The sequence below is a fragment of the Streptomyces sp. NPDC002680 genome (genome assembly GCF_042889145.1).
GTDB lineage: Bacteria > Actinomycetota > Actinomycetes > Streptomycetales > Streptomycetaceae > Streptomyces > Streptomyces adonidis.
Window position 1 is genome coordinate 492,990 of sequence record NZ_JBIAQP010000006.1, and the last position, 6,631, is coordinate 499,620.

General features: G+C 72.0%; 5 protein-coding genes. 3 read left to right on the plus strand and 2 right to left on the minus strand.

What is annotated here, in order from left to right; genetic code table 11:
- Nucleotides 1-91: 91 nt before the first annotated feature.
- The 3 genes from ACFYXF_RS19080 to ACFYXF_RS19090 all read left to right on the plus strand — a co-directional run bounded on the left by ACFYXF_RS19080 (nt 92) and on the right by ACFYXF_RS19090 (nt 3,762).
- Nucleotides 92-1,141 carry an ABC transporter permease gene (locus ACFYXF_RS19080; RefSeq protein ID WP_389350744.1) on the plus strand — a complete coding sequence of 350 codons (1,050 nt, stop codon included), beginning with the start codon at nt 92-94 and terminating at the stop codon, nt 1,139-1,141.
- Between the two features lie 76 nt (nt 1,142-1,217).
- Nucleotides 1,218-2,288, plus strand: coding sequence for a sugar ABC transporter substrate-binding protein (locus tag ACFYXF_RS19085; RefSeq protein ID WP_389350745.1), 1,071 nt, complete (start codon nt 1,218-1,220; stop codon nt 2,286-2,288).
- A gap of 1 nt (nt 2,289) precedes the next feature.
- Complete coding sequence (locus ACFYXF_RS19090; RefSeq protein ID WP_389350746.1) at nt 2,290-3,762, plus strand: sugar ABC transporter ATP-binding protein; 1,473 nt, start codon at nt 2,290-2,292, stop codon at nt 3,760-3,762.
- Nucleotides 3,763-3,859: 97 nt separating this feature from the next.
- Here ACFYXF_RS19090 and ACFYXF_RS19095 read toward each other — a convergent pair whose 3' ends face one another.
- Nucleotides 3,860-4,594, minus strand: a complete 735-nt coding sequence (locus tag ACFYXF_RS19095) for an IclR family transcriptional regulator (RefSeq protein WP_389350747.1) — start codon at nt 4,592-4,594, stop codon at nt 3,860-3,862.
- Nucleotides 4,595-4,661: 67 nt separating this feature from the next.
- Complete coding sequence (locus ACFYXF_RS19100) at nt 4,662-6,335, minus strand: thiamine pyrophosphate-binding protein (RefSeq protein WP_389350748.1); 1,674 nt, start codon at nt 6,333-6,335, stop codon at nt 4,662-4,664.
- Nucleotides 6,336-6,631: the final 296 nt, after the last annotated feature.

Here is a 6,631-nt window from a genome sequence, read left to right on the forward strand (position 1 = left end):
AACGGCCCGGTTGCCGCCCGCGCCCAGGGGGCCCACGCTGCGGGGCACCCCCCAGCCGCCTTTGCAGCCGCCCGTACGGGAGCCGTGCCCGATGACCGAGACCGAGCGTGCCGTGGACGACGCCGAGCGCGCCCGCGAACAGGACGGCGGGCGGCGGCGGTTCAGGGTGCCGCCGCGGCTCGCCGGGCTGCTGCCGCGTCGGGTGGTACGGGACGAGTTGGGCGTTCTGCTCGTCCTGGGGCTGCTGATCGCGGGCATCGGCATCCCGTATCCCGACTTCCTGGCCAGCGACAACCTGCTCTCCACCGCGCACAACTCCGTGTACATCTCGCTGATGGCGTGCGGGATGGTGTTCGCGCTCGCCATGCGCGAGGTCGATCTGTCGGTGGGCGGCAGTTACGCGATGTGCCTGGTGGTGGGGGCGCTGCTGGTGCGGGAAGGTACGCCTCCTTGGCTCTCGGTGCCGGTGATGCTGGCCACCGGGATCCTGCTCGGGGTGTTCAACGCGCTGGTCACGACGCTGCTCGCGCTGCCGTCGTTCATCGTCACGCTGGGCACGCTGCTGCTGTTCCGGGGTGTCGGGCTGGCCCTCGCGGACGGCAAGCAGATCACCGATCTGCCGTTGGACGACTCGTTCTTCACCCTCGCGGGCGGCGACGCGGGCGGAGTCCCGTTCGCGCTCTGGGTGCTGCTCGCGGTGGTCGTCGTCCTGTCGGTGGTGCTCGCCCGCACCCGCTTCGGAGCCCGGGTGCGGGCGATCGGGTCGAATCCCGACGCCGCCGAGTTCAGCGGAATACCCGTCGTACGGACCCGAGTTCAGGCCCTCGCCCTCTCCGGCCTCACCACGGCCTGCGCCGCCGCCCTCGCCCTCGCCTTCTACGGCGCCGGTGACCCGACGCTCGGCCAGGGCTACGAGTTGCAGGCCATCGCCGCGTGCATCATCGGCGGCACCCCGCTGGCCGGTGGACGCGGTTCGGTGATCGGCGCGGTGGCCGGGGCGATGATCCTGTCGGTCGTGGCCGCCGGGCTCGTGTTCTTCGAAGTCCCCATCAACTGGACGTCGTTCGCGACCGGCGGGGTCATCCTCGTCGCGGTCGCGGCCGACAGCGCGCTGCGGCGGACCGGACGCCGACGCAAGTAACTCCCTCCACCTCACTGCCGATCCCCCACGCCGAGACACCAAGTGCCCCTGTGAGCCGCTCCCTTGGAGGCCCTGAATGCACCGCCGACTCCGTACGCTGTCCGCCGCCCTCGGCGCGCTGGTGCTGATGGCCGCCGCCGGTTGCGGCGACTCCGACAGCGGTTCCGCCGGCTCGGGCGGAAAGCTCAACATGGGCATAGCCGTTGCCAACATCTCGCTGAACTTCGCGCACGAGATGGTCCTCGGCGCGGAGAGCGCCGCCGACCACGCGGGCAACATCGACTTCAAGGCGGTCGGGCCGCCCAACACCGACGGCCCCGCCGAGGTGCAGCTCTTCCAGAACCTCACCGCCCGCGCGAAGGACGGCATCGTCCTGGAGAACCTCGACCCGCCGATCTTCACCCGTCCGGCCGCCCGCGCCGTCGACCAGGGCATCCCGATCGTCGCCCTGGACACCTCCCCCACCGACGGCAGCAAGGTCACCTTCTATGTGGGCAACGACAACTACGCGCTGGGCGAGTTGATGGCCACGGAAGCCCTGAAGCGGCTCGGCGCCGACCCGAAGGGCGAGATCGTCATCGGCGTGCCCAACCCGGGCACTCCGGTGCTCGACAACCGGGCCAAGGGCATCGCCGACACGTTCGCGAAGGAGGCGCCGAACGTCAAAGTCCTCGGCCCCTTCCAGACGTACAGCGATCCCGGGCAGAACTACAGCTCCTGGTCGGCACAGGTCAACGCGCACCCGGACGCACTCGCCTTCCTCGGGGTCGGGGACGCCGACAGCTACAACCTCGCCAAGATCAAGAAGGCGGAGAGCGGCAAGTGGCTGACGGCGGGCTTCGACGTCGACCCCAAGACGCTCGACGCGGTCAAGGACGGTTCGAACTTCGTCACCATCGACCCGCAGCACTTCCTCAAGGGCTATCTGTCGACGGCGATGCTGATCGAGGCGGTGCGGAAGAACGACGGAAAGCTGCTCGACGGCTGGTTCCTGTCGCCGGGCGGGGTCGTGGACTCCACCAACATCGACGAGATCATCACCCGCCAGAAGTCGGCGGAGGCGGCGTACGACTGGTACAAGCCGACGATCGACAAGCTGCTCGGCGACCAGCAGGCCAACCTCAAACCACTGAAGGACGCGCGCTGAAATGACGTACGGCGATGTCCTGGTGGCGCAGGACCTGGTCAAGTCCTACGGCGGGGTACGGGCGTTGGACGGGGCCGGGATCAGGCTGCGGGGCGGTGAGGTGCACGCGCTGGTCGGTGAGAACGGGGCCGGCAAGTCCACGCTGGTGCGCATCCTTTCGGGGACGCTGGCGGCGGACGAAGGGGCGGTACGACTGACCGGTGACACGCGAATCGCCGTCGTCTCCCAGGAGTTGAGCCTCTTCCCCGACCTCACCGTCCGGGAGAACCTCTTCCCGCACCGCCCGCCGCGCCGCTTCGGCCTGCTCGACCACGGCGCCATGGACCGGGCCGCCCTGCCGGTCCTCGCCGATCTGGGCCTCGATGTCGAACCGGGCACCCTGCTCGGCGAACTCCCGCTGGCAGACCAGCAGTTGACGGAGATCGCCCGGGCCCTGCTGCGCCGCCCCGGACTCCTGGTGCTCGACGAACCGACGTCGGCGCTCCCGGCCGCCGCCGTGGACCGCCTCGAACGGGTCCTGCGCACCCTCACGGGGCGGGGCATCGCGGTCCTGTACGTCACCCACTTCCTGGAGGAGGTGATGCGCTTCGCACAGCGCGTGACGGTCCTGCGGGACGGCCGGGTCGCGTTGGCCGGGGTACCGCGCGCCGAACTCGACGTACCCGAGCTGGTGACGGCGATGCTCGGCGGCCGTCCCGAGCCACCGGCCCGCCGCACGCGCAAGGCGGTCGACACCGCACCGCCGCCGGTGGTGCTGTCCGGGGTGAGTGTGCCCGGTCGGCTCACGGATGTGACGTTCACCGTGCGGGCGGGCGAGGTGGTCGGGGTCGCGGGGCTCCAAGGGGCGGGCCATCTGGGCGCGTTGGAGGTGGTGTGCGGCCGTACGGCGGTCTCCGCCGGGCGGGTCGACATAGGAGGCCGGGGGCAGCCCCGCTCGCTGCGGGACGCGGTACGGGCCGGGGTCGCGTTCGTGCCGAGCGACCGGAAGCGGTACGGGCTGATGACCGGGCGCACGGTGTGGGAGAACGCGACGGCGGTGAGCTGGCTGGCGCTGGGGCGGGGTGGTGTCATGCCGTCTCGCACCGAACTCGTCGGCAGGACCGCCGAACTGACGGAGCGTCTGCGTCTGCGCGGTGGCCCGCACGACATCGTGGGCCGGCTCTCCGGCGGCAACCAGCAGAAGGTCGTCTTCGCGAAGTGGCTCGCGACCGACCCGAGGATCGTGGTCCTGGACGATCCGACGCGGGGCGTCGACGTCGGCGTACGGGCCGAAATGCACCGCATCGTCGGCGAGTTGGCGGCGGGCGGCGCGGCCGTCCTGGTCGCCTCGACGGACCTCGCCGAACTGACGGAGGTGTGCGATCGTGTGCTGGTGTTCGTGCGGGGGCGGATCACGGCGGAGGTGCACGGGGAGCGGCTGACGGAGCACGAGTTGGCGGTGGCGATTCAGCGAGGGGCGCCGAGGGAGGCGTGAGAAGGGGTGCTTCTCCCGCGAACTCGGGCTTGGCATCCGCCAGTTCACCTGGAGCCACCACCCACGACCCAGACCCAGACCCAGACCCAGCATCCGCTCAGGCCGAGAGTCGCCTCGTCAGTGCCCGGGCCGCCGCGCACACATGGGCGCCGACCCGGTCCACGTCGAGACGGCGGGTGCCGCCGGTGACCGAGATGGCGGCGACGGGGCGGGAGTCACGGCCGTAGACCGGGGCCGCGACCGCCGAGATGCCGACCTCGGCCTCCTCCAGGTTGACGCCGTAGCCGCGGGCCCGGGTCAGGGCCAGGTCGCGGGCGAGCTGGCCGGGCAGGGTGAGGGTGCGGGGCGTGAGGCGGGGCAGGGAGGCCCGGGGCAGCCGGGGGTCGTGAGCGAGGAAGATCTTGCCGGTGGCCGTGCAGTGGGCGGGGAGCCGGCCCCCGGTGCGGGAGACGATCGGGGTGGCACGGCGGCCGGTGATCTTCTCCAGGAACAGAGTGTCGGTGCCGTCGGGCACGGCCAGGTGCACGTTCTCCTTCGTCGCGTCGTGCAGATCGCCGAGGAACGGCAGTGCCGTGTCCCGGAGTTCACGTATCGACGGCGCCGACTGGCCGAGGACGAAGAGGGCAAGCCCAATGCGGTACGAGCCCTCGGGGGTGCGTTCGACAAGCCCCAGCCGGACCAGTTCGCCGATCAGCCGGTGCGCGGTCGGTTTGGGCAGCCCGGTGCGCAGGGCGAGTTCGGCGAGGCTCAGCGCGGTGTCGGAGTCACCGCAGACTCGCAGCAGCGTCACGCCCCGCGCGAGCACCGACTTCGGAACCGGTCCGTCCGTCATGGGGAGATGGTCGGGCCCGGGGGGCCGGGTGACAAGACGCGCGTGGCTATGAGTCCGGAACGTCTCCTTACTGCTGCCGCAGCGGTACGTCGAGCAGCAGCGGCCGCGTCAACTCCCCTGCCCCGGCGACGATCTCCCGTACGTGCTCGGCGCCGGTCGCCCGTACCGCGTCCACGCCGAAGAAACGGGCCGCCTGGGTGAAGTCGAGCGGCCCCAACTCCGTGCCGGGGCAGACGCCTTGGCCGCCCATCGCCGCGTAGGTGTCCTGGAGGGTGCGATAGACGCCGTTGTTCATGACGACGAAGAGCACGGGGGCCTGCGTACGGGCCGCGCTCCACAACCCCTGAAGCCCGAACAGGGCGCACCCGTCCCCGAGTACGGCGACGACCGGCCGCCCAGGCTCGGCGAGCGAGCGTCCGACTGCGGCACCGATGCCCCAGCCGAGCCCGCCGCCGACGGTGTGCGTATAGCTTCCGGGCCGGTCGAGCCGTACGAGCCGGCGCAGCAACAGCCCTGCCGTGATGGCCTCTTCGACCACCACGGCATCCGGCGGCAGCCCTCGGGCCACTGCGTGCGCGGCGGCCCAGGGCGCGAGCGGCGCCGGTGAGTACGCGGCCAAGGCGGCGGCCTCCGCCCGCTCCCGCTCGGCGGTGTGCCGCTCACCGGCGCGCAGGATCCGGGCCTTCGCGGTGTGCGCGGGAACCTGGCTGCGCAGCAGCTCGGCGAGCTTGTCCAGGGAGGGCGCGAGCGCGCCCACCAGCCCGGCGGCGACGGGGAAGTTACGTCCGATCTCGTCCGGATCGGAGTCCACCTGCACGACGGTGATGCCGGGCGGGAGCGCGGGCCCGGGCGTGTAGTGGTGGGGCGTGAAGGCGTGGGCGCCGACGATCAGGACGGTGTCGTACGGGGAGAGCGCGGCGCGGATCGCGTCGTGGCGGGGCGCGAGCATGCCCGCGTGGAGGGGGTGGGTGGTCGGGAAGTCCAGCCAGTCGGCCATGGGCTGGTGATGGACGGTGGCACCGCAGGCCTCGGCGGTCCTGACCAGGGCGTTCACCGCGTCCTCGCGGCCGACTCCGTCACCGGCGACGATCACGGGCCGGGCGGCGGCGCCGAGGATGATGGCGGCCCGATCGAGGCCCGCGGCCGGGCCGGGCGCAGGCGGGACGCTCCGGACCGGCACCTCGACCTCGGTGTCCTCGGCGAACAGGTCCATGGGGACGGAGAGGAAGACGGGCCCGGCCGGGGGCCTGACGGCCAGGGCGAAGGCGCGGCGCAGGGCGAGGGGCAGGTCGTGGGCGTGCTGGATGTCGAAGGTGGCCTTCACGGCGGGTGCGGCGAGGGAGACGAGGTCGCCGGAGAGCATCGGGTCCTGCTGGAGGTGCCTGCGGTCCTGCTGGCCCGCCATCACGACGAGGGGGGTGCGGGAGCGGCGGGCGTTGAGCAGCCCGATGAGCCCGTTGGCGAGCCCGGCGGCGATGTGGAGGCTGACGAAGGCGGGGCGGCCGGTGGCACGGGCGTATCCGTCGGCCATGGAGACGACGGCGCCTTCGTGGACGCCGAGGATGTATTCGGGGGTGTGGCTCTCCTTGTCGCCCTCGATGTTGTCGCCCTCGATGTCGCCCTCGGTGTGTGCGAGGGCGGCGAGGAAGGGGAGTTCGGTGGTGCCGGGGTTGCCGAAGACGCGGTCCACGCCTTCGCCGCGCAGGATCTCCAGCAGGGCGAGGGCGGGACGGGATCCCATGGGGGCTCCTCGGGGGCGGAGAGATGCTGACTGGTTGCCGGTCAGCGTCCGGGGCGGGCGGACGAGGGGCAAGCGAGTCGTGTCGCTGAGCGATACGGTTCCTCGCCCCCGCCGCCCCTACCCGTTCCCATCCTCGGGGGCTGCCGCCCCCGAACCCCCGCCACGGCCCTGAACGGGCCTCGTCCTCAAACGCCGGACGGGCTGGATAGTCAGCCCGTCCGGCGTTTGAGGACAAAGGGGGGTCTGGGGGCGCAGCCCCCAGAAGGATGGGACGGGTAGGGGCGGCGGGGGCGAAA

What these genes read in the sequence shown, in the direction of transcription:
- ACFYXF_RS19095 (WP_389350747.1), bottom strand. Translation starts at nt 4,594, where the DNA reads ATGACGGACGGACCGGTTCCGAAGTCGGTGCTCGCGCGGGGCGTGACG.
- ACFYXF_RS19100 (WP_389350748.1), bottom strand. Translation starts at nt 6,335, where the DNA reads ATGGGATCCCGTCCCGCCCTCGCCCTGCTGGAGATCCTGCGCGGCGAA.
- ACFYXF_RS19085 (WP_389350745.1), top strand. Translation starts at nt 1,218, where the DNA reads ATGCACCGCCGACTCCGTACGCTGTCCGCCGCCCTCGGCGCGCTGGTG.
- ACFYXF_RS19090 (WP_389350746.1), top strand. Translation starts at nt 2,290, where the DNA reads ATGACGTACGGCGATGTCCTGGTGGCGCAGGACCTGGTCAAGTCCTAC.
- ACFYXF_RS19080 (WP_389350744.1), top strand. Translation starts at nt 92, where the DNA reads ATGACCGAGACCGAGCGTGCCGTGGACGACGCCGAGCGCGCCCGCGAA.